At 30.1% G+C, this 20,804-nt stretch carries 23 protein-coding genes and 1 riboswitch; of the genes, 18 read left to right on the top strand and 5 right to left on the bottom strand.

Annotation, left to right across the window (positions count from 1 at the left end):
• Nucleotides 1-24: 24 nt before the first annotated feature.
• On the bottom strand, nucleotides 25-1,899 hold the full coding sequence (locus D1817_07295) for a TonB-dependent receptor (GenBank protein AXT19687.1): 1,875 nt from the start codon (nucleotides 1,897-1,899) through the stop codon (nucleotides 25-27).
• A gap of 69 nt (nucleotides 1,900-1,968) precedes the next feature.
• Nucleotides 1,969-2,178: riboswitch (cobalamin riboswitch) on the bottom strand.
• A gap of 91 nt (nucleotides 2,179-2,269) precedes the next feature.
• On the opposite strand from D1817_07295, the gene D1817_07290 reads away from it, so the two are divergent.
• The 4 genes from D1817_07290 to cobC are packed head-to-tail and all read left to right on the top strand — an operon-like array spanning nucleotide 2,270 to nucleotide 5,151.
• Nucleotides 2,270-2,773: a bifunctional adenosylcobinamide kinase/adenosylcobinamide-phosphate guanylyltransferase gene (locus tag D1817_07290; GenBank protein AXT19686.1), complete on the top strand. Its 504-nt coding sequence runs from the start codon at nucleotides 2,270-2,272 to the stop codon at nucleotides 2,771-2,773.
• 7 nt (nucleotides 2,774-2,780) lie between these two features.
• Complete coding sequence (gene cobT, locus D1817_07285; protein AXT19685.1) at nucleotides 2,781-3,824, top strand: nicotinate-nucleotide--dimethylbenzimidazole phosphoribosyltransferase; 1,044 nt, start codon at nucleotides 2,781-2,783, stop codon at nucleotides 3,822-3,824.
• A gap of 11 nt (nucleotides 3,825-3,835) precedes the next feature.
• Nucleotides 3,836-4,597, top strand: coding sequence for an adenosylcobinamide-GDP ribazoletransferase (locus D1817_07280; GenBank protein AXT19684.1), 762 nt, complete (start codon nucleotides 3,836-3,838; stop codon nucleotides 4,595-4,597).
• Complete coding sequence (gene cobC, locus D1817_07275; GenBank protein ID AXT19683.1) at nucleotides 4,582-5,151, top strand: alpha-ribazole phosphatase; 570 nt, start codon at nucleotides 4,582-4,584, stop codon at nucleotides 5,149-5,151. Before D1817_07280 ends, cobC begins: the two co-directional genes overlap by 16 nt.
• Here the strand turns inward: cobC and D1817_07270 are convergent.
• On the bottom strand, nucleotides 5,144-5,791 hold the full coding sequence (locus D1817_07270; GenBank protein AXT19682.1) for a diphthine--ammonia ligase: 648 nt from the start codon (nucleotides 5,789-5,791) through the stop codon (nucleotides 5,144-5,146). The two genes, cobC and D1817_07270, sit on opposite strands and share 8 nt — an antisense overlap.
• Nucleotides 5,792-5,877: 86 nt before the next feature.
• Between D1817_07270 and D1817_07265 the strand changes: the two genes are divergently transcribed.
• The 10 genes from D1817_07265 to D1817_07220 all read left to right on the top strand — a co-directional run bounded on the left by D1817_07265 (nucleotide 5,878) and on the right by D1817_07220 (nucleotide 13,819).
• Nucleotides 5,878-7,020 (top strand): ABC transporter substrate-binding protein, encoded by a 1,143-nt coding sequence (locus D1817_07265; protein ID AXT19681.1) that lies wholly within the window; start codon nucleotides 5,878-5,880, stop codon nucleotides 7,018-7,020.
• Nucleotides 7,021-8,052: an iron ABC transporter permease gene (locus tag D1817_07260; GenBank protein AXT19680.1), complete on the top strand. Its 1,032-nt coding sequence runs from the start codon at nucleotides 7,021-7,023 to the stop codon at nucleotides 8,050-8,052.
• An 8-nt stretch (nucleotides 8,053-8,060) separates the two neighbouring features.
• Nucleotides 8,061-8,855, top strand: coding sequence for an ABC transporter ATP-binding protein (locus tag D1817_07255; GenBank protein AXT21244.1), 795 nt, complete (start codon nucleotides 8,061-8,063; stop codon nucleotides 8,853-8,855).
• Between the two features lie 97 nt (nucleotides 8,856-8,952).
• Nucleotides 8,953-10,275 carry a DNA recombination protein RmuC gene (gene rmuC, locus D1817_07250; protein AXT19679.1) on the top strand — a complete coding sequence of 441 codons (1,323 nt, stop codon included), beginning with the start codon at nucleotides 8,953-8,955 and terminating at the stop codon, nucleotides 10,273-10,275.
• Between the two features lie 11 nt (nucleotides 10,276-10,286).
• The gene (locus tag D1817_07245) at nucleotides 10,287-10,823 is read left to right on the top strand and encodes an acyl-CoA thioesterase (GenBank protein AXT19678.1); all 537 of its coding nucleotides are present in this window, start codon (nucleotides 10,287-10,289) and stop codon (nucleotides 10,821-10,823) included.
• A 347-nt stretch (nucleotides 10,824-11,170) separates the two neighbouring features.
• Nucleotides 11,171-11,353: a hypothetical protein gene (locus D1817_07240; protein AXT19677.1), complete on the top strand. Its 183-nt coding sequence runs from the start codon at nucleotides 11,171-11,173 to the stop codon at nucleotides 11,351-11,353.
• A 218-nt stretch (nucleotides 11,354-11,571) separates the two neighbouring features.
• On the top strand, nucleotides 11,572-11,952 hold the full coding sequence (locus D1817_07235) for a hypothetical protein (GenBank protein ID AXT19676.1): 381 nt from the start codon (nucleotides 11,572-11,574) through the stop codon (nucleotides 11,950-11,952).
• A gap of 7 nt (nucleotides 11,953-11,959) precedes the next feature.
• A complete protein-coding gene (locus tag D1817_07230) occupies nucleotides 11,960-12,820 on the top strand; it encodes a hypothetical protein (GenBank protein ID AXT19675.1) in 861 nt (286 codons plus the stop codon).
• A gap of 11 nt (nucleotides 12,821-12,831) precedes the next feature.
• Nucleotides 12,832-13,197 carry a hypothetical protein gene (locus tag D1817_07225; GenBank protein AXT19674.1) on the top strand — a complete coding sequence of 122 codons (366 nt, stop codon included), beginning with the start codon at nucleotides 12,832-12,834 and terminating at the stop codon, nucleotides 13,195-13,197.
• Nucleotides 13,198-13,273: 76 nt separating this feature from the next.
• Nucleotides 13,274-13,819, top strand: a complete 546-nt coding sequence (locus D1817_07220; protein AXT19673.1) for a YceI family protein — start codon at nucleotides 13,274-13,276, stop codon at nucleotides 13,817-13,819.
• A 76-nt stretch (nucleotides 13,820-13,895) separates the two neighbouring features.
• Here the strand turns inward: D1817_07220 and D1817_07215 are convergent, their stop codons facing one another.
• From D1817_07215 to D1817_07205, 3 genes are all read right to left on the bottom strand, one after another.
• Nucleotides 13,896-16,751, bottom strand: coding sequence for a carbamoyl-phosphate synthase large subunit (locus tag D1817_07215; GenBank protein AXT19672.1), 2,856 nt, complete (start codon nucleotides 16,749-16,751; stop codon nucleotides 13,896-13,898).
• 103 nt (nucleotides 16,752-16,854) lie between these two features.
• Complete coding sequence (locus tag D1817_07210) at nucleotides 16,855-17,016, bottom strand: 50S ribosomal protein L34 (GenBank protein ID AXT19671.1); 162 nt, start codon at nucleotides 17,014-17,016, stop codon at nucleotides 16,855-16,857.
• Nucleotides 17,017-17,020: 4 nt separating this feature from the next.
• Nucleotides 17,021-17,236 carry a hypothetical protein gene (locus D1817_07205; GenBank protein ID AXT19670.1) on the bottom strand — a complete coding sequence of 72 codons (216 nt, stop codon included), beginning with the start codon at nucleotides 17,234-17,236 and terminating at the stop codon, nucleotides 17,021-17,023.
• Here D1817_07205 and D1817_07200 point away from each other — a divergent pair.
• From D1817_07200 to D1817_07185, 4 genes are all read left to right on the top strand, one after another.
• Nucleotides 17,188-17,760 (top strand): DUF2892 domain-containing protein, encoded by a 573-nt coding sequence (locus D1817_07200; protein ID AXT19669.1) that lies wholly within the window; start codon nucleotides 17,188-17,190, stop codon nucleotides 17,758-17,760. The genes D1817_07205 and D1817_07200 overlap by 49 nt on opposite strands.
• A gap of 26 nt (nucleotides 17,761-17,786) precedes the next feature.
• Complete coding sequence (locus D1817_07195; GenBank protein AXT19668.1) at nucleotides 17,787-18,905, top strand: AraC family transcriptional regulator; 1,119 nt, start codon at nucleotides 17,787-17,789, stop codon at nucleotides 18,903-18,905.
• A 99-nt stretch (nucleotides 18,906-19,004) separates the two neighbouring features.
• A complete protein-coding gene (locus D1817_07190; protein AXT19667.1) occupies nucleotides 19,005-19,565 on the top strand; it encodes a DUF2911 domain-containing protein in 561 nt (186 codons plus the stop codon).
• A complete protein-coding gene (locus D1817_07185) occupies nucleotides 19,565-20,803 on the top strand; it encodes a hypothetical protein (GenBank protein AXT19666.1) in 1,239 nt (412 codons plus the stop codon). Before D1817_07190 ends, D1817_07185 begins: the two co-directional genes overlap by 1 nt.
• The last annotated feature ends 1 nt before the right edge of the window (nucleotide 20,804 follow it).

The following is a 20,804-nucleotide window of genomic DNA, read 5'->3' as shown; positions in this document are numbered from 1 at the left end:
CTAATTCTCCCTTGCTTTTATGATTTATAATAAATTTAATCTAATACCAATATTTGTATTAAATCCTCTGGTGGTAAATCCAAATACATCTTGATAATCTTCATTAAATAAATTTTCTATACCTGCAAAGAAAGTGACAATTTCATTTTTTAAAGTATGACTAAAGTTTAAGTTGACAATAGAAAAACTATCTAAAGTTACTGGTGTTGCTGGAAATGTGCTAAAGTCATTAGCAGTTCTTTCATCTGTAAACTGATAAGAAATTGAAGCGTTGGTTCTTTTCGTAAAACTATAACCTACTCCTAAATTAACCTTATTTTCTGGGATTAAAATTCCAGCATCATCTTCATTATCGATATAGGTATAGTTGGCAGTAATTGCTATTTTTTTTATTGGATTATAAGTTACTTCTAATTCAACACCAGTAGTATTAACTTCTTCTTGTGCATTAAAATACCCTGTAGCGAAATCAAACAAGATTACATCATCTTCTTCACGATCAAAATACAAAGCAGAAGCTCTAAACTTATTTCCAAGTTTTACCTCTGCTCCTCCTTCAATAGTTAAATCTTCTTCTGGATCTAAATCTGGATTAGGTCCGAAATTCCCAAATAATTGTGTTAATGATGGTGTAATAAATGACGTACTATAAGATCCAAATAGTTTTAAATAATCATTATCATTAAATTTAAAAACGAAAGATGGATTAATATTATATGTAAAGTTAGATCCATATTCACTATGGTTATTTAATCTAGCTCCAGCATTAATATTCAGCCCAAAATCAGATACATACACAGCATTTACGTAAGGATCTACAATATTAAAATCGACATCTTCATCAAAAGTAACTTGGTTATCAATAATATTAAGGCCTACTATTGTATAAAATGTATTACTAAAATTATACTTGTTATACACATCTAAAATAAAGTTTTCTCCATCTGCAGAAAAAGGAAAGTCTGAGATAAACTCTCTTTCAAAATTACTATATGACGCACTTAAGTTAACACTTCCGTTAGCATATTCATATTTTGAAGTTAAACCAATTCGTTGTTGATCACTATTAAATTCATTGTCTTCTGCATCAAAAAATGCACCTCCATCAAAATCAGAATTGATATCTGTAATATTTCCAAAAATATTTACTGAAAAGGCATCAGTAACTTTATACCCTAAATTTAAATCTAATCCATATCTTGAAAATGCATCTCGTTCTCCATTATCTGCAATAGCAGCAGAAATACCATCAGAAAATGTCTGATTAAATGCTAAACGATAATTAAACTTATTTGCTGTACCATTAATATTGACACCATTAGTGAAATCTGCAATATCAAAACCTTGATCATCTTGAGATTGATTTGTTCCAATACTCGATGTCACTGTAGCGTTAATAGCATCTTTTCCTGCCTTACTAGTTGTTATACTAATTACTGCAGCAGCAGCTCCACTACCATAAAGTGTACTTGCAGCGCCTTTTATGATTTCGATAGATTCTATATTACCTAAAGGCAATAAACGCAAATCATATTCTCCATTAATTTGAGATGGGTCAGATACTTGAACGCCATCAATAATTACAAGTACTTGGCGATTTCTTCCCCCACGTACAAACACACCTAAATTTTGTCCTGCATTACTTCTACTCCCATTAATTTCTATACCAGATTTGGTATTTATTAATTCTGCAATTGTACGTCCTTGATTACGTTCAATTTCTGCTTTAGAAATTTTAATAACAGTTTTTCCTGAATTTTCTCGTTTTAATTCAAAACGAGAATCTGTTAATACAACTTCTTCTAACTCTTCAACTTTTGTTTTTTCTACTTCTTGTGCAGAAGCGAAAATTGATAATAGCATACCTAATGCTAATAACACATTTGTTTTTTTGTTCATTTTAATGAAAAAATTAAATCGAGAAAAGTATAATTTCTTATACGTAAACTTTTATCCCGAAAGTTTGACTTATTTTTTGTTGAAAATGGCAGGTCTCCTGACTTTCGTCTTATTATCAGTCTTCCCAGAATAAATTCCAGTGACATTGAAGTTAATAATAAGCATCCACCAAAGCGGACTAAGATTACAGTTGCGGGAACAGTTCTGGATTTTAACCAGATTCCCTTTTAATTTTAACTTTTTAAAAAAAAGCTAAAAACCAAAATTCGCTGCAAATATACTATCAATTTTACAATCAAAACTTATTATTTTTATTATTAATTCAAAAAAGTATAATATTTGCATCTATAAATTACGAAAAACACATTCTATGATTCATTATATAACTGGTGGTGAACGTTCTGGTAAAAGTAGTTATGCACAAGCATTAGCGCTATCTTTTTCAAATTCTCCAAAATATGTTGCGACATCTCGCAATTGGGGATATGATCATAAAAAAAGAATTGATAGGCACAAAGCAGATAGAGATGAGCGTTGGACTACGGTAGAAGAAGAGAAAAACATCTCTCAAGTTATCTCTAACAATGATGTCGTAATTATAGATTGTGTTACTTTATGGCTCACCAATTATTATGTTGATACCAAAAACGATATCCAAAAATGTTTAGAATTAGCTAAAAAAGAGTTTGATAAATTATTAAACATTAATGCTACAATTATTATTATTTCTAATGAAATAGGAATGGGAGTGCATGCACAAACTGAGGTAGGTAGAAAATTTACCGAACTTCAAGGCTGGATGAATCAACATATTGCTAAGCATGCAGATAAAGCAACATTAATGGTTTCAGGAATACCAGTAACTCTTAAATAAAAGCAAAATGGATTACAATATTAGTTCTACAAAAAATATAGATCTAGAAGTAAAAGTTCAGCATAAAATTGATTTAAAAACAAAGCCTATTGGTGCTTTAGGAATTCTTGAGGAGCTAGCTTTTAAAATTGCATGTATACAACAAACCGAAAACCCTAAAATTACAAACCCTACCATTGTTGTCTTTGCAGGAGATCATGGTATCGCTTTAAAAGGAGAAGTTAACCCATTTCCTCAAGAAGTAACTTCGCAAATGGTATACAATTTTGTGGATGGAGGTGCTGCAATTAATGTATTTAGTGATACCAATAATATTAATTTAAAAATTGTTGATGCTGGAGTAAATCACACATTCGAAGAGAGCTTAGATATTATAGATGCTAAAATTGGTTTTGGTACTAAAAACTATCAGGATAGTCCTGCCATGACCAAAGCTGAAATTGAGCTCGCATTAAAAAAATCAGGAAGCATTGTATCTGACCTTTATCATAATAATGTTAATACTTTAGGTTTTGGTGAAATGGGTATTGGTAATACCTCATCGGCTTCATTACTTATGAGCTATTTTACAAATATTCCAATAAACGAGTGCGTTGGTTCTGGGACTGGGCTTAATCCAGAAGGCATTCATAAAAAGCAACATATTCTCTCTGAGGTTTATAATCAATATACTCCTAAAACTCCAATAGAAGCATTAGCTATATTTGGTGGTTTTGAAATTATAATGCTCATTGGTGCTATATTAAAAGCTGCGGAGTTAAAAATGACAATTGTTATAGATGGATTTATTGTTACTTCTGCATTATTGGCAGCCCAGGCTATAAACCCCAAAATATTAGAGTATTGTGTATTTGCACATACCTCTAACGAGCAAGGGCATATAAAAATGTTAGATTTTTTAAACGTAAAACCTTTATTATCATTAGGCTTACGATTAGGCGAAGGAACAGGAGCTGCACTAGCAATGCCTTTATTAAAAGCTTCTGTAAATTTCTTGAATAATATGGCTAGTTTTGATAGCGCTGGAATAAGTACCGAAACTGAAAAATAATAATTTATTAGATGAAAAAAGAGATTCATATTTTTTTTACTGCCTTAATGTTTTTTACAAGGATTCCTTGTCCAAAATGGGTAAATCATGATCCTACATATCTCAAAAAAAGTGCACGCTATTTTTCATTAGTAGGAATAATAGTAGGTAGCATCTCTGCATTAGTTTTTTATGGAACTTCTTTTATTTTACCATTAGAAATTGCTATTTTATTAAGCATGGTAACTTCAGTATATACTACTGGTGCTTTTCATGAAGATGGATTTGCAGATGTTTGTGATGGCTTTGGGGGCGGATGGACTAAAGAAAAAATTCTGCTTATCATGAAAGATTCCACATTAGGAACTTATGGTGTTATTGGATTAGGACTTTTATTAGCTATAAAATTTTCTGCATTACGAGAAATCCCTATTCATTATATTCCTTTAGCGATTATTTCTGGGCATAGTTTAAGCAGATTTATAGCAACTATGTTAATCTATACACACCCCTATGTTAGAGATACAAATGATAGTAAAGCAAAACCTGCTGCAAAAGATGTTAGTTTAAATATTGTAATCATAAGTGGTCTTTTTGGAATTGTGCCTTTATTATTTTTTAAAACACCTTTATTATTTTTAACGCTTGTACCAATGTATTTATCAAAAGTGTATTTAGGAGCTAAATTCAAAAAGTGGTTAGGAGGTCAAACTGGCGACTGTGCTGGAGCAGTTCAACAATTATCTGAAGTTATCTTTTACTTGAGCTTTATAGTTATATGGACATTTATATAATTAGACATACAACTCCTAAAATAGAAAAAGGGATTTGTTACGGGCAAACCAATTTAGATTTAGTTGAAAATTATATTAAAGAATTTGAAACGATTCGTTCTCAAATTCCTAATGACAGAATTTATAATGTGATTAGTAGTCCTTTAAAACGTTGTGATTTACTCGCACAAGAATTTGATACTGAAGTTACTTATGATAATCGATTAAAAGAATTGAATTTTGGAAATTGGGAAATGAAACCATGGAATGTCATTCCTTCAGAAGAAATTGACCCTTGGATGAAAGATTTTGTAAATATAAAAACTCCTAATGGAGAGTCATATATACAATTAGCCTCCAGAGTATCTGATTTTTTTGAAGAATTAACTTTGTTTAAAAGCAAGAAAGATGTAATTATTGTAACACATGCTGGTCCTATAAGAAGTTTATTAGCCAAACTCTTAAATATACCTTTAGAAAAATCATTCAGTATAAAAATACAATACGGAGAGGTTTTTCATCTTAAAAAAGAGGAGAGTAAATTAAAAATTGTTTCGAAAATAAATATTAGTTAAGTTTTAATTCTGCAAAATTGTAATTACTAGAAATTACTTTTTCTTTTACCTCAACATTAAGTTTATGTTTAAAAAAGGGAGCGTTAACTACTAATGTGTGATACTCCCCATTTTCTCCACAAGCATCTATACCTATAGATTCAAACTCCTCTAATAATGAAGCATTAATGGTTCTTCCTAAAAACTCTGGTCCTAATTGTTGATTACAAGAAACAATCATGGCTTCTATACCATTAGCTATCATTTCTAGCACTAATAGTTTTCTATTCTGCTGCCATAATGGTAAAATAGCTTCAACGCCTGCAGCATTAGATACTTTTTCTTCCCAAGCACGATGCGAATCGATATCAATATCCCCAAAAACAGTATGTGTAATCGCATGGTGTTTAGTCAAATCTTTTAAATGCTTGACATAGTTTTCTTCATAATGTTCCCAGGTACTATTAAAAAAATGAATAGGAACTTCTATAGCCTCAGACTGTGCTAAAAGCACTTCTCTAGAAATTCCATGTGAGCGAGAACAGTCACCATACTCATTCATAACATTTAAAAGTATCATAGGGTTATATCCAAGCTGTACGGCCTTATAAAATGCATAACAACTGTCTTTTCCCCCACTCCAAGAGCATAAAAAATTCATCTAAACAAGTTTTAATGCTTCAAAAGTAACTTTATGTAGAGGGTATTACAAAAAAAATAACGAATTTTGATTTCTAATTTTTATCGATGCGATTTTTAATTATTATCATAGGGTTTTCTCTTGTTTTCTTTTCTTGTAAAGAAGAAAAAAAAGATGTTTTAGTAGCATCAGAAGCTAAAACTGGAGTATCTCAGGAAATTAAATATGCAAAAGGTTTTTCAATAACAAAACACGAAGCCTATAAGGAAATAAAAGTAACTTCTGCTTGGCCAGCTAGTGAAAAAACATTTCGTTATCTCCTTGTTAAAAAAGGAAATTCTCTACCAAAACAAGATAAAAATACACACATCATACAACTCCCCATACAAAGTGTGGTTGTTATGTCTACCACTAATATTCCATCTTTAGAGTATTTAAATGTTGATAGTTTATTAGTTGGATTTCCAAGTACTGATTATATTTCTTCAGAAAAGACAAGAGCAAATATCGATAGCGGAAAAATTAAAGATCTCAATAATGATTTAGAATTAAACATGGAATTACTTTTAGAATTAGCTCCAGAGTTAGTGATTGGATTCTCTGTAAACGGAAATAATAAAACATTAGATCAAATTGAGAAATTTGAAATCCCTGTAGTTTTAGATGGTGCCTGGACAGAACAACATCCATTAGGAAGAGCAGAATGGATAAAATTTATTGCTGCTTTTTTTGATAAAGAAGAAGAAGCAAATACTATCTTTAAAACAATAGAAGCAGATTATTTAGAAGCCAAGCAAACAGCACTAAACGTTAAAGAAAAACCGATTGTATTTTCTGGATCTACTTTTAAAGACGTCTGGAATATTCCTGGTGGAAAAAGTTTTGTTGCCAAATATCTAGAAGATGCAAATACAGAATATCTTTGGAAAGACACTGACAATACCGGTAGTTTACAGCTAAATTTTGAAAACGTACTTGAAAGAGCAAAAGAAGCTGAATTATGGATAGGTGCTGGTAGTTTTGAAAACAAGGCGCAAATGGCTTCAAAAAATAAAGGATACACTTATTTTGATGCTTATAAAAATAATAAAATATATACTTATACTAATAAAATAGGAGCCAAAGGAGGACTTCTTTATTACGAGTTAGGACCTTTACGTCCTGATCTTATTTTAAAAGATATCATTTCTATTTCACATCCACAATTATTACCTGATTATGAATCTTTCTTTTTTAAAGTTTTAAAATAGTTGGCTATTTCAAAGTCATATAAACTCTCTTTTATAATATTAGCAATTGTACTAGTACTTTGCTTTTTATTAAATATTAGTTTGGGTTCCATTATCATTCCTTTTGATGACGTTTTTAATAGTTTAATTGGTGCTGAAGTTGAAAAACAATCTTGGATATATATTGTAAAAGATTATAGGTTACCTAAAGCCATTACCGCTATTATTGTTGGGTCTGGTTTAGGTATTTCTGGGCTGATGATGCAGACATTATTCAGAAACCCACTTGCAGGACCTTTTGTTTTAGGAATCACTTCTGGTGCGAGTTTAGGCGTTGCGTTAGTAATTATGGGCGCGTCAATTTTTGGAGGCGTATTAGCAGGTATGTTAATTTCAAAATGGACTATTGTGATTGCTGCAAGTTTAGGTAGTTTTTTGGTACTACTAGCTGTATTATTAGTTTCTACAAAAGTGCGAGATACTATGGCAATACTTATTATAGGTTTAATGTTTGGAAGTATTACAGCTGCGATTGTAAGTGTGCTTTCTTATTTTAGTTCTGCCGAACAGCTACAGCAATATTTCTTTTGGGGGTTTGGAAGCTTAGGTAATTTAACCTGGAATGAGATATTTATATTATTTATAATATATGGTGCTGGGGTTTTATTAAGTATCTTTTCTATAAAAGCATTAAATACACTTTTATTAGGTGAAAATTATGCAAAAAGCTTAGGGGTAAATATGAAGCGAAGTCGAATGATCATTATACTAGCTACAAGTTTTTTAGCAGGAACAATTACTGCGTTTACTGGCCCTATTGCTTTTATTGGTTTAGCTATACCACATATGACACGTCAAATTTTTAATACCTCTAATCATAAAATATTATTACCTGCTGTATTTTTATTTGGAGCTATTGTAATGCTTATTTGTGATAGTGTTGCACAACTACCAACTAGTGATTATACACTACCTATTAATGCTATTACATCTTTAGTTGGATCGCCTGTAGTGATTTGGTTATTAGTGAGAAAACGAAAAATGATATTTTAAGGTGTAAAATGAATGAAAACATATCACATATCGTTTTAAAAACTGAAGCCTTGTCCGTGGGGTATCAATCTAAAAAAGCAAAATCCGTTATTGCTTCTAACATTAATATTCAATTACAACAAGGTGAATTAATTGGATTAGTTGGTGCCAATGGTATCGGAAAATCTACATTATTAAGAACTCTTACAAAAGTTCAAAACCCAATAAGTGGCAGTATTTCAATTGAAGGAAAGAAATTGACTCATTATAATAGTATAGATTTAGCAAAAGTGTTAAGCCTAGTATTAACAGAGCAAATTGTTTCTAAAAACCTCACTGTTTCAGAACTTGTTTCTTTAGGAAGGCAGCCTTATACCAATTGGGTAGGTAACTTATCTGAAAAAGATAGAAATATTGTAAAAAATGCACTGAAGCTCACTAATATTGAAGATTTAAAATCTAAACGCTGTTTTGAACTTAGCGATGGACAACTTCAAAAAGTAATGATTTCACGTGCATTGGCTCAGGATACCTCTTTAATTATTTTAGATGAGCCTACTACACATCTCGACATGTATCATAAAGCTTATGTTTTAAAATTATTACAAAAGCTTGCTAAAGACACTAAAAAAACCATTTTATTTTCATCTCACGAAATCGATTTAGCCATTCAGTTATGTGATAAAATGATTGTGATGACTGAGAATAGTGTTACAATGGGTACTCCAAAAAGCTTAATAAAACAAGGTATTTTTAATACTTTATTTCCTAAAGATTTAATTGTATTTGATGATATAAATGGTGGATTTAAAATAAACAAGTAGATTATTTGATCAGCAATCTTATAATTAAAAACTTCATACTTTAATCTCTTTTTCTTCTAGTTAAAAAATTTATCTTTGAGTAAATTCTATTCATTTTATGAGCGATAGCTTAATTCTCATCATTTCTATTATACTTGCTGCTTCTGTTGGTGCTTACCTTGGTATGTTATTTTCTAAACTAAAAAGTAAAGGTGAAAAAAGTACCTTAGAAGAACGACAACATCAATCAACTAATACCATTAACGAATTAAGAAACACTATTAATGCTTTAGAAGTAGAACGTGATACGTTTAGAGATGAGCGTGAAGGGTTAAATATTGAATTAGCTCAAAAAAATATTGAATTTGAAAATATTCAGCAATCAAGTATTAAAAGAGATGGAGAAATCGCAAAACAACAAGAACAACTTCGCAAGGATTTTGAGTTATTAGCTACTAAAATTCTAGATGAAAAATCAGAAAAGTTTACGCTTCAGAACAAAGAAAATATCAAACAGATTTTAAATCCACTTCAAGAAAAAATACAAATTTTCGAGAAAAAAGTTGAAGATTCTCAAAAAGAGAGCATCAGTATGCATTCAGCTTTAAAAGAACAGTTACTAGGCCTAAAAGATTTAAATCAGCAAATGGCTAAAGAAACTACTAATCTTACTAAAGCTTTAAAAGGAGATAATAAAATGCAAGGTAACTGGGGCGAATTGGTTTTAGAGCGTGTACTTGAAAAATCTGGATTGGAAAAAGATAGAGAATATTTTATGCAACAAAGTTTTACTTTAGAAGATGGTACTCGAGTACTTCCAGATGTAGTATTACATCTTCCTGATAGTAAAAAAATGATTATTGACTCTAAAGTATCTTTAACTGATTATGAACGTTATGTTAATGCAGAAGAAGATGATCGTGAAATGTATTTAAAAGCACATATTAATTCTATTAAAAGACACGTAGAGCAACTTAGCGATAAAAATTATCAAGATTTATATGATATTGAATCACCAGATTTTGTATTACTATTCATTCCCATAGAACCAGCTTTTGCTATTGCCATAAATGAGGATAATAACCTTTACAACAAGGCTTTCGAGCGTAATATCGTAATTGTAACACCTTCTACCCTATTAGCTACATTACGTACTATAGACACTATGTGGAACAATGAAAAACAACAGCGCAATGCTATTGAAATTGCACGACAAGCCGGTGCCTTATATGATAAGTTTGAAGGATTAGTAAAAGATTTAACAGGTGTTGGCAAAAAAATGGATGATGCAAAAAAAGATTATTCTTCAGCTATGAACAAACTTGTTGAAGGAAGAGGAAATCTTATTACATCGGTTGAAAAGCTTAAAAAAATGGGAGCTAAAGCAAAAAAAGCGTTACCTGAAGCGATAATAAAGCGTGCTGAAGACGACCAAGATTGAAAAGTAATACTATGTTTAAAAAAATAGAGGATTCTCAAATTACTATTTCAGAATTAATGCTCCCATCTCATTCAAATTTTAGCGGTAAAATTCATGGTGGCTATATCTTAAATTTAATGGATCAAATCGCTTTTGCGTGTGCTTCGAAACATTCAAGGAATTATTGTGTAACAGCTTCTGTAAATAAAGTAGATTTTTTAAACCCTATTGAGGTCGGAGAGATTGTAACTCTTAAAGCATCTGTGAATTATACAGGAGGTTCGTCAATGGTTGTTGGTGTAAGGGTAGAATCAGAAAATATTAGACAAGGGAGTGTTAAACATTGTAACTCATCCTATTTTACAATGGTAGCAATAGGCGAAGATGGAAAAACTGTTAAAGTTCCAGGTCTTATATTAGATTGTGAAAGTAGTATTCGCCGTTTTGCCAGAAGTATTAAAAGACAAGAACAAGTTAAAAAAAGATCTACTCTTTTTAAAGCTTCGGAATTTAAAATTGATGAGTATTTAGAGTTAATAGAAAATCATAATGCTAAAGTTGAACTTTAGTAATTAATAATTATTTATAAAAAGCGTAACCATTAGAATCATTTAATGTGTTACGCTTTTTATTAGGTAATTAGATTTATTAAGCTGTAACTGGTTTTTCGACTGATAGCTTAGCTAAAACATAGGCACCAATAGCCAACAATATCTCTAACAGCGATATCAATAAATATTCCACTTACAATTAATATCAAAGCAATTGCTATAAGCCAACCAGAAGCTACATAAGCTCCTATTTTTGTTTTAGCAAGTACAAAAACTCCAATTATTATTTCGATAATTCATTAGAAACTCATATTATTAAATCACCCGATGGTTCAGATCCAGAAAAAGAAATAATACAAAAAGAAATGAAATATATTCTTGAAAAAACGATAGGAAATCTTCCATTAAAATATAAAACTGTTTATATATTAAAAGAAGTTGAAAGAATGCGTATTTCTGATATATCTAAATGTTTAAATCTGACTGAAAGTAATGTAAAAGTCAGAATTCATCGCTCTAAACAAATATTAAAAGATGAACTCTTTTAATTATCTAAAGGAGCTTCTCTCTTTGAATTTGGATCTATCAAATGTGATACTCTCATGTCTTCAGTACTAGCTAAAATTTAATCTCAAAGAAAGTATTTAGCTAATTAATTAATCTCTTTTGTAATTCTAAAAATATAATTGCGACTATAACGCGGCAACCAGCTTTCTTCCTAGTCACAAATTCACAGAATTTTATATTAATATATAATTAACCATATATGAAAAAATGGATTATTGTAATAATCGTATTAGCCATAATAGGCATTGGAGGATATAATTATTTATATCAAGATCACAGAGATATAAAAACTGAAGCTCCAGAATTCGTAACAACATCTGAAGATATTTCTAAAGAGTTTATAGATGACCCTATAGCAGCAGAAAAAAAGTATTTAAATAAAACTATTGAGGTACAAGGTAGTATTACAGAGCTTAATACTAATGATCTCACAATAAACAGTACTATTTTTTGTGTATTTGATGTATCCATAACAGAAGAATTATCACTTAATAAGGTAGTTACTGTTAAAGGTCGTTTTATTGGGTATGACGATTTATTAGAGCAAATAAAAATAGATCAAACAAACATTATTAATTAATTATACTATGAAATTAAATTACAAGTACATTCTAACATTCTTATTATGTATACCATTACTATCATTTTCTCAAGATGACTTATTAGATGAGTTAGAAATAGATGAAACAGAAAGTCAATATGAAGATGCTGCATTTAAGGGCTTAAAAATCGTAAATTTTGAATCCACTAAATTAGTTGCAAAAGGAGATTTGACATTTATTGTAGCACACCGTTTTGGAAGTTTAGAAAATGGAATTGATACTTTTTTTGGGTTGGATGATTCTGTAACACGTTTAAATTTTGTTTACGGATTTACAGATTGGCTTAATATAGGCGCATCAAGAAGTTCTTTTGATGCAATTTATGAGCTCTCTTTGAAATATCGTCTTGCGAGACAAAAAAAAGAAGGCTTTCCTGTAAATATAGTTGGATATAATTCTATTACGGTGAATACAGGATTAGATAGTGATAATTTACCTGGTTTGGAGTTTGACAATCGATTAGGTTACGTATCTCAATTGTTAATCTCTAGAAAGTTTAATAAAAATTTATCATTACAAGTAGCTCCAACATTTATTCATGAAGGTTTAGTTAGAGAGGTTAATCAAGATAATGCTCAATATTTAGTTGGCTTTGGAGGTCGATATAAGTTTACAAAACGTTGGTCTTTTAATGCAGATTATGGTTTGCATTTAAATAGAGCTGATGGCTCTGAAGCAAGAAATGCTTTATCAATCGGTTTTGATTTGGAAACAGGTGGGCACGTGTTTCAATTAACATTCACAAATGCAAGACCAATAAACGCTATTGGGTTTTTAAATCAAGCAAATGGTAATTTCTTTGAAGGAGACATCTTTTTTGGATTTAACTTAAATCGTACATTTTAAATACAGTAATTATGAAAAAAATATACTTAATCTTAATAGGAGTCATATCACTAATCACATATAACTGTGCAACAGATAGCATTAGCGATTTAGAAGATGTTATACCTATAAATACTACTATAACATACGATGAAAATGTAGCACCTATCATAAATAATAATTGTATTGAATGCCATAGTAATCCACCTCAAAATGGAGCTCCAATACCATTAACAACATTTGAAGAAGTGAGAACTTCTACTCAAAATAATTTAATAGATAGAATTTCAAGGCCTACAGGGTCACCAGGTGCAATGCCTCTAGGGGCTTCAAGATTACCTCAAGGTTTAATAGATCAAGTTATTCAATGGGAAGTAGATGGCTTTTTAGAAAATTAATATTAAAAAATTGAATTATGGCAACATTTTTGGTTAAATTTAAAACAGAAGAATAAAAGCCACAAAACATAAAAGAATGAAAAAGATAGTATATTTAATCGCATTAATAAGTATAAGTGCATTTTCTCAAGGAAAATACTTAACAAAAACAGGAGAAATTACATTTGAAGCTTCAGTAGCAGCATTTGAAGAAGTTAAAGGAACTTCCAGTACTGCAACAGCAATATTAAATACCGAGAATGGAGATTTAGCTGCTTTAGCATTAGTAAAAGGATTTCGATTTAAAAACGCTTTAATGGAAGAGCATTTTAATGAAAATTATGCTGATTCTGATGATTTTCCAAAAACTAACTTTAGAGGTAATATTAAAGATTTTTCTATTGATAAATTAAGCGCTAACGCCAGTACCATGAGTTTAAACGGCACACTTACCTTTCATGGGAAAACAAAAGAGCTTAGTGACCTACCATTAAATGTTTCAATAGATGGAGATATTATTACAATTTCTGGAAAATTTAATGCTTCACCTGCAGAGTTTGATATTAAAATACCAAAAGTAGTACGAAATAAAATCACTGAATCTATAGAAGTGTCTTTTAATTTTGAATTAAAAAAGAGATAATATAATAATATCATTAAATAAAAAAAGCAACTACTTAAAGTAGTTGCTTTTTTTATATTTAAATTTTTAGAAATATTTATTTACTCAAATACATTTTTCTTTTTGAATATAAATCATAAAAATCATCATCTTTTAAACTATCTATAAATAGAATGCTTTCTCCCGTGCTTTTCATTTCTGGGCCCAATGTTTTATCAACATTAGGGAATTTATTGAATGAGAATACTGGTTGCTTTATAGCATATCCCTCTAGTTGTGGTTTAAAATCAAAATCTGTAACTTTTTTCTCTCCCAACATCACCTTAGTAGCATAATTTACATATGGTTCCTTATATGCTTTAGCTATAAAAGGTACTGTTCTAGATGCTCTAGGGTTTGCTTCTATAATATAAACCGTATCATCTTTAATAGCGAATTGTATATTAATCAATCCTACTGTATTTAGTTCTCTTGCAATAGTATGCGTATGATCTATAATCTGTTGCATTACTAAATTACCTAAGTTAAATGCTGGTAATGTCGCGTTAGAATCTCCTGAGTGTACTCCACAAGGTTCGATATGTTCCATGATTCCTATAATGTATACATTACCATCGGCATCACAAATTGCATCAGCTTCTGCTTCAATAGCGCCATCTAAATAGTGATCTAGTAATAATTTATTGTTTGGAATTTTTCGAAGCAAATCCACTACATGTTCTACTAAATCTTCTTTATTAATAACTATTTTCATTCCTTGTCCACCTAAAACATAAGACGGTCTTACTAAAATTGGGAAATCTAATTGATCTGCTAAAGCTAAAGCTTCATCTGCCGTTTCTGCGATTCCAAATTCTGGATAAGGAATATTATTGTTTTTTAATAAGGTAGAAAAACTTCCTCTATCTTCTGCTAAATCTAAAGCTTCAAAACTTGTACCTATAATTTTAATGCCATATTTAGTTAGTTTTTCTGCTAATTTTAAAGCTGTTTGGCCTCCTAATTGTACAATAACACCTTCTGGTTTTTCGTGACGGATAATATCATAAATATGTTCCCAGAATACAGGTTCGAAATACAGCTTATCTGCCGTGTCAAAATCTGTGGATACGGTTTCTGGATTACAGTTAATCATTATGGTTTCGTAACCACACTCGGCAGCCGCTAAAACACCATGTACACAACAGTAATCAAATTCTATTCCTTGACCAATCCTATTTGGTCCAGACCCTAAAACAACAACTTTCTTTTTATCGCTTACTACACTTTCATTATGAGAATATGTTTCCCCAGATGGGGTTTCTACTACATTTTCAAACGTTGAGTAATAATAGGGTGTTTTTGCTGTAAATTCTGCCGCACAAGTATCTACAAGTTTATATACACGTTGTACATTTAACTCTTCTCTCTTATTATACACTTGACTTTCTAAACATCCTAACATATGGGCAATCTGGCGATCTCCATAACCTTTTTGTTTGGCTTCTAATAATAATTCTTTGTCAAGTGTCTCTATAGTATAAGTCGAAATTTCTTTTTCTAAATGAAATAACTCTTCATATTGTTTTAAATACCACATATCAATTTTTGTGATATCATAAATCTGACTCAGAGGAATACCCATTGCAATCGCATCATAAATTACGAATACACGATCCCATGACGCATTGGTAAGTTTTTCAATAATTTGATTGTAATCGGTGTATCCTTTCCCATCTGCTCCTAATCCATTTCGTTTAATCTCTAAAGATTGAGTTGCTTTATGTAACGCTTCCTGAAAGGATCTCCCAATTCCCATAACTTCTCCAACTGCCTTCATTTGAAGTCCTAAAGTACGATCACTACCTTCAAATTTATCAAAGTTCCAACGTGGTATTTTTACAATTACATAATCTAATGTAGGTTCAAATAATGCCGAAGTTTCTTTTGTTATTTGATTGTCTAATTCATCTAATGTATAACCTATTGCTAATTTTGTAGCTATTTTAGCAATAGGATATCCTGTAGCTTTACTTGCCAATGCTGATGATCTAGATACACGTGGATTAATTTCAATAGCAATAATTTCTTCCTTCTCATCTGGACTAACTGCAAATTGTACATTACAACCTCCTTCAAAATCACCAATACTACGCATCATTTTAATTGCCATATCACGCATCTTTTGATATGTAGTATCAGATAATGTCATGGCTGGAGCAACTGTAATGGAATCTCCTGTATGAATACCCATCGGATCCATATTTTCGATAGAACAAATAATAACAACGTTATCATTTCTATCTCTAAGTAATTCTAATTCATATTCTTTCCACCCCATCATTGCTTTATCAATCATGACTTCATGGATTGGGGAAATTTCTAAACCTCGTCGAAGTTGTTTATCAAAATCTTCTTCTTCATAAACAATTGCAGCTCCTGCTCCTCCTAATGTATAAGATGCTCTAATACATAATGGAAAACCAAATTCTTGAGCAATTTCTTTTCCTTTTAAAAAAGAAGTAGCTGTTGCTTGAGGAGCCATACCTACTCCTATTTTTAGCATTAATTCTCTAAACTTTTCGCGATCTTCTGTAATATTAATAGCATCAATATCTACACCTATTAACTCTACTCCAAAATCTTCCCAAATACCTTTTTCGTCAGCTTCAATACAAAGGTTTAAAGCTGTTTGCCCTCCCATTGTTGGTAAAACAGCATCTATCTGAGGGTGCTCTTTTAATATTTTAATGATTGATTTTGTAGTTAATGGCAACAGATACACATGATCAGCCATAGAAGGGTCTGTCATTATTGTTGCTGGATTAGAATTGATTAGTACAGTTTCAATTCCATCTTCTCTTAAAGAACGTAAAGACTGAGATCCTGAGTAATCAAACTCGCAAGCTTGTCCTATAACTATAGGTCCTGAACCTATAATTAAAATCGATTTTAGATCTTGGTTTTTTGGCATTTTATGAGTTGTATTTTAAATTTTTCAAAAATAGTTATCGAGGAGATATAAAAAAAGGCGTTACCGTAAAGTAACACCTTTATATATTAACAATTGTTAATCATTATTTTTTATGTCTTAATTCAGAAGATACAGATATTTTTTTCCTTCCTTTTGCTCTTCTACGGGCAAGGACTTTTCTACCATTAGCAGACGCCATTCTTTCTCTGAAACCATGTTTGTTTCTTCTTTTTCTTTTTGATGGCTGAAACGTTCTTTTACTCATTACTTTATATCTTTAAAAATCTTCTTTTCTTTTTTGTTAAAAAGTAAGTTTTATCAACTTCTTCAAAACTGGGGGCAAATATACAAAGAGTTTTTACTTTGACAAGACTAAAATTAAAAATATTTATAATTGTTTTTACTACCTTTGCAATCTTAAAATTAAACGCAAAAAATGTACAATAAAAATATAAAATTAGTTCTAGTTTTATTAATTCTAGCATTCGCTATTTACCAATTTACAGAAGGGTACATCGGCAACGGTATCATGTATATCCTATTATCACTCATCTTTGTATTTTTATATTTTAAAAATGAGTTTATCTTATTATCATTTTTAAAATTACGTAAGCAAGATTTTGATGGTGCAAAAAAATGGTTGGATAAAATTAAAAACCCAAAAGCTGCATTAACAAGGAAACAACAAGGATATCATAGTTATTTAAATGGTATTATGGTATCTCAAACTAATATGAACGAAGCTGAAAAATATTTTAAAAATGCTATTAGCTTAGGATTATCTATGGATCATGACTTGGCAATGGCAAAATTAAATTTAGCTGGAATCGCATTTTCAAAACGACGTAAGCAAGAAGCTCAAAAATTATTAACAGAAGCTCAAAAATTAGATAAACGCGGTATGCTTACTGATCAAATTAAAATGATGAAACAACAAATGAAAAAAGCTTCTATCCCAAATCAACACTATGGTGGTCACCAACAACGCCGAGGTGGAAGGCAACGATAGATAAATATCGTCTTTGATACCTTTTTATGTCTTTATTACTGGATTTTATTGTAAATGCAGGTATAATAGCTATTATTATTATACTATTTTTAATACTAAAACAAAGAAGCAAACAACTTCCACAATTAGTTTTAATAGTTTTTTTTACTGTTTTATTATGTATTGTTATTAACCTTTATTCGAGCTTACATCAACTCAATCTTCTTTTTTATATAACTTATATCCCTCATAACATAGCATTATGGGTTTTTGGTCCTTTATTATTTATATATATAAAATCTTTATTTCTGAAAACGAAAGATGTTTATGAGAATCTGTTTTTAATATTTGGTCCAACCCTATTTTATTTACTTATTTTCTCAATACCCTCTCTTTTATATCAAATTACAGGTATTTACCTTTTTGATTATTTAAAAACTTATTATAATAATTCTTTATGGGTTGCTAATATAAATGACTTATACCTTATTATATACCTTATTATTTGTCATAAATTTTTATCAAAATATGTTCAGAAAATTAAAGCTAATTATGCCAATCTTTCAAAAAATGATTTGAATTGGATTAATCAGTTGTTAATTGGAGGTATTCTTATTATAAGTTTAGATTTAATAATGAATTTATATCAAATCATCTTTAATATTTTTAAAATAGAATCTGGAATATTTACACTTGTAGCTTTAATCCTTTTTATTTTCTATCTAGGTTATTATGGTTTAAATCAATCAAAAATATTACTTCCTGATTTCTTATTTAAAAAGGATAATTTTAGAGAAAGAAATGCTATTACATCTGACAGAAAGGATAATGAAATGAGTGTATTAAAACTTAAATTAGAATCTGTTTTAGAAGAAGAGAAACCTTACTTAGATAATGAACTTACGTTAATAAAGTTAGCTGATTTAATTTCTACTACAGATAAAAAACTCTCTACTTTATTAAATCAATATATGAATATCTCTTTTTATGATCTTATTAATAGCTATCGTGTAAAAGCTGTTAAAGAAAAAATTGATTCAGGATATAATAGTAACTATACATTATTAGCTATTGCTTACGAATGCGGATTTAATTCTAAAGCTAGTTTTAATCGGGTTTTTAAAAAAGAAACTGGAGTTTCTCCTTCAGCATATAAAAATCAATAATATTTTTTTCATAAGTAGGTCTCATTGCTTCTAATGGGGCGTTTATCATTGTATTTACTACTTCTTTTGCTACTTCAATCAATAAAAGAAATATAAGCAATGAAAAAAATGATTAAATGGTCACTAATTATAATTGTTATTATAAGTGTTGGGCTGTTTGGCGCTTTTAAATATATGATTGCGCAAACTAAAAAAGCTAGTCCAGAAGAAACCATAATCTATAGTCAAGTCGATTTAGAAATTTCCGTTACTTATAGTCGCCCATCTAAAAGAGAAAGGCAAATCTTTGGAAAACTCGTGCCGTTTAATAAAGCATGGCGAACAGGAGCTAATGAGGCTACTACATTTGAAACGAATAAAACCATTAAAATTAATGGGAAAGAATTACCTGAGGGTAAGTATTCTTTGTATACGATTCCAAGAAAAGATAGTTGGGAGATTATTTTTAATAGTAAATCGTATTTCTGGGGGATTAATATGCGAGACCCCAGTAAAGCTTCTTTAGATAGAGAATTTGATGTGCTTGTTACTACTGTAGATGCACATAAAACGGATATTATTACAGAAATGTTTACTATTTTATTCGAAAAAAGCTCAGAGCTATCTCTAGTATTGTCCTGGGATAAAACAAAAGTTATAATTCCAATTCAACTTAACTAATGAAAAAATATATTTCTATAATTATAGCGTTAGTTTCAGTTGCACTTACTTCTTGTCAACCAAATTTTAAAGACAATGATAGCATCACAGAACAAGAAAAAGAAATTGCTATTAAAAAAATAGCTAATAAACTCAAAAAATCTGGATATGCATTTAATGAAACATTCTTAGACATTGAAGAACGTTTTGCAAAAAGCAAACATATTATTGATACTACCACTACAATAAAATCCTTTACATCGTCTATAAATAAGATCTTATATAGTTATAAGGTTTCACACCTATGGGTTAATTCTCCAGATCGATTGACTATTAGAAAGAACGGTTCTGATATAAATATTGGAGCAAATTTTATAAGGATAAAAGAAGGCTATTTTATTAGCAGAATAGTTAAAGATGGTGTTGCAGATAAAGGAGGGCTTAAGCCTGGAGATATTCTACTACGTAAAAATGATAGTTTAATTACATCCTCATTACAGCTTAAAGGAAAAGCATCAGAACAAAGCGAAATACTTCTTAAAAGAGCAGATAGTATACTTACTAAGAATATCCTCTATTTCAAGCACCAATTATTTTCTAAAGATACATTATCATTTATCAATAAAGATATTGCTTTAATTACAGTAAATACGTTTAGAAAAGGAGTATATGATAGAGATTATATAGAGGCAATGTTTTTAAAAGCTCAAAATACTAAAAAGATAGTTCTAGATTTAAGAAGCAATGGCGGCGGTAATGTGAACAATGTAAGGCATCTTCTGAGTATGATTATTCCAACAGAAACTATATGTCAGTATTTTGTTTACAGAAAACATCACAATGCATTTTTCAAAAAATATATGAGTTCTCCCAATTCAATGAAAGAATTGGTCGATTTTAAAGGCAAAAAATTTACACCAAAACGAAGTTGGTTAAGTTGGGATCCAGAAATTTATACGGGAGAAATCATAGTAATTATTGATGAGCGTGTAGGCAGTGGTGGGGAAATTTTCTCTATTTCTGTTCAAGATGTAAAAAGAGGTAAAATTATCGGTAAAGAATCATTAGGAATGGTATTATTTGCAAATGATTATAATCTTAATAAAGGAATGAATTTAAATTACCCTTTCGGAGAAGCTATTCGGCTAAATGGAATTAATTTAGAAGGAAATCCGTGTATCCCTGACATTGAATTCTCAAGAGAAGAAACTGCTAATAATAATTTTATAATAGATTTTATTAAAAATTATAAATCTTAAA

Source organism: Flavobacteriaceae bacterium, assembly GCA_003443635.1.
In the GTDB taxonomy this organism is placed as follows: domain Bacteria; phylum Bacteroidota; class Bacteroidia; order Flavobacteriales; family Flavobacteriaceae; genus AU392.
The sequence above is the reverse complement of the archived record's forward strand: the minus strand, read 5'-3'. Positions and strand labels throughout refer to the sequence as shown.